2 protein-coding genes are annotated in these 2144 nt (G+C 66.0%); both read left to right on the top strand.

The window, feature by feature from the left end; genetic code table 11:
* The coding region (locus AC30N0_RS05000) for a tRNA pseudouridine(55) synthase TruB (RefSeq protein ID WP_489516830.1) at positions 1-265 on the top strand (265 nt) is incomplete at its 5' end.
* Positions 262-2094, top strand: coding sequence for a translational GTPase TypA (typA, locus tag AC30N0_RS04995; protein ID WP_489516829.1), 1833 nt, complete (start codon positions 262-264; stop codon positions 2092-2094). The genes AC30N0_RS05000 and typA, both read left to right, overlap by 4 nt.
* The last annotated feature ends 50 nt before the right edge of the window (positions 2095-2144 follow it).

Raw genomic sequence — 2144 nt, 5'->3', positions numbered from 1 at the left:
CGAACGCGACGCCGCCCTGCTCGACGCCGATACGCTGCTCGCCGATTGCCCGGTGGTGCGCCTGGACGACGAGGGCGCAGGCCGGTTCCTGAGCGGTGTGCGGCGGCGGGTCGCGCTGCCCGATGCGAGCGTGGTGCGCGTCTACGGCCCCGAGCCGCGCGCCTTCCTCGGCAGCGGCCACGTGCAAGCCGGCGAACTGATTTCAACAAGGCTCTTGAGCCCGGTGGAGGTGCAAGGCCTCCTGGAACCGAGAACCTGCGCATGACGAACCGACAGATCCGCAACATCGCCATCATTGCCCACGTCGACCACGGCAAGACCACGCTGGTCGACCAGTTGCTGCGCCAGAGCGGCACCTTCCGCGCCAACGAGAAGGTGGCCGAGCGCGTGATGGACAGCAACGACCTGGAAAAGGAGCGCGGCATCACGATCCTGGCCAAGAACTGCGCGGTCGAGTGGAAGGGCACCCACATCAATATCGTCGATACCCCCGGCCACGCCGACTTCGGCGGCGAGGTCGAGCGCGTGCTGTCGATGGTCGACAGCGTGCTGTTGCTGGTCGATGCGGTCGAAGGGCCGATGCCGCAGACGCGCTTCGTCACCAAGAAGGCGCTGGCACTCGGACTGAAGCCGATCGTCGTCGTCAACAAGGTCGACCGCCCCGGCGCGCGGCCCGACTACGTGATCAACGCCACCTTCGATCTGTTCGACAAGCTGCACGCGACCGAGGCGCAGCTCGACTTTCCGGTCATCTTCGCGTCGGGCCTGAACGGGTGGGCGACTTTGAAGCAAGGCACGCACGGCAACTACGGCGGCGTCGACCTGGCGCCGCTCTTCGACGCGATGCTCGAGCACGTGCCGGCGCACGAGGGCAGCCCCGACGATCCGCTGCAGCTGCAGATCTGCTCGCTCGACTACTCGACCTATGTCGGGCGCATCGGCATCGGCCGTGTCAACCAGGGCACCTTGAAGCCGATGCAGCAGGTGGCCGTCTACAGCGGCCCGAACAGCACGCCGTTCAATGCGCGCGTCAACCAGGTGCTGAAGTTCGAGGGCCTCGAGCGGATGCAGGCGACCGAGGCGGGGCCGGGCGATATCGTGCTCATCAACGGCATCGAGGGCATCGGCATCGGCGTCACGCTGACCGATATCGACAACCCACTGCCGCTGCCGATGCTCGAGGTCGACGAGCCGACGCTGACGATGAATTTCTGCGTCAACAACTCGCCGCTGGCCGGCCGCGAAGGCAAGTTCGTGACCAGCCGGCAGATCTGGGACCGCCTGCAGCGCGAGTTGCAGAGCAACGTCGCGCTCAAGGTGCGCGAGACCGACGAAGACGGCATCTTCGAGGTGATGGGCCGCGGCGAACTGCACCTCACGATCCTGCTCGAGACCATGCGCCGCGAGGGCTACGAACTCGCGGTGTCGAAGCCGCGCGTCGTCTTCCGGATGCAAGGCGAGGAGCGGTTGGAGCCGATCGAGCAGGTGACGGCCGATGTGGAAGACCAGCACCAGGGCGCGGTGATGCAGGCGCTGGGCGAACGCCGCGCCGAACTCGTCAACATGGAACCCGACGGCATGGGCCGCGTGCGGCTCGAATACAAGATCCCGGCGCGCGGGCTGATCGGCTTTCAAAACGAGTTCCTGAACCTGACGCGCGGGACCGGACTCATCAGCAATATCTTCGACAGCTACGAGGCTTACAAGGGCGAGATCGACGGCCGCAAGAACGGCGTGCTGATCAGCCAGGACGACGGCGAGGCGGTGACGTATTCGCTCGGCAAGCTCGACGACCGCGGCCGCATGTTCGTCAAGGCCGGCGACCCGCTGTACGAAGGGATGATCGTCGGCATCCACAGCCGCGACAACGACCTGGTGGTGAATGCGGTGCGCGGCAAGCAGCTCACCAACTTCCGCGTCTCGGGCAAGGAGGACGCGATCAAGATCACGCCGCCGATCATCCTGACGCTGGAGTCGGCCGTGGAGTTCATCGCCGACGACGAGCTGGTCGAGATCACGCCGAAGTCGATCCGCCTGCGCAAGCGCTTCCTGAAGGAACACGACCGCAAGAAGGCTTCGCGCGAAGCGGCGTAACACGTCGCGCTGCGCCGCCATGACCCACCGTCAGGCCGTCGTCGCGATGG

Origin of the sequence: Rhizobacter sp., assembly GCF_031412495.1 — a bacterium.
Taxonomy (GTDB): domain Bacteria; phylum Pseudomonadota; class Gammaproteobacteria; order Burkholderiales; family Burkholderiaceae_C; genus Schlegelella_A.
Note: the sequence above shows the minus strand (reverse complement) of the source record. Positions and strands in the feature narration are given on the sequence as shown.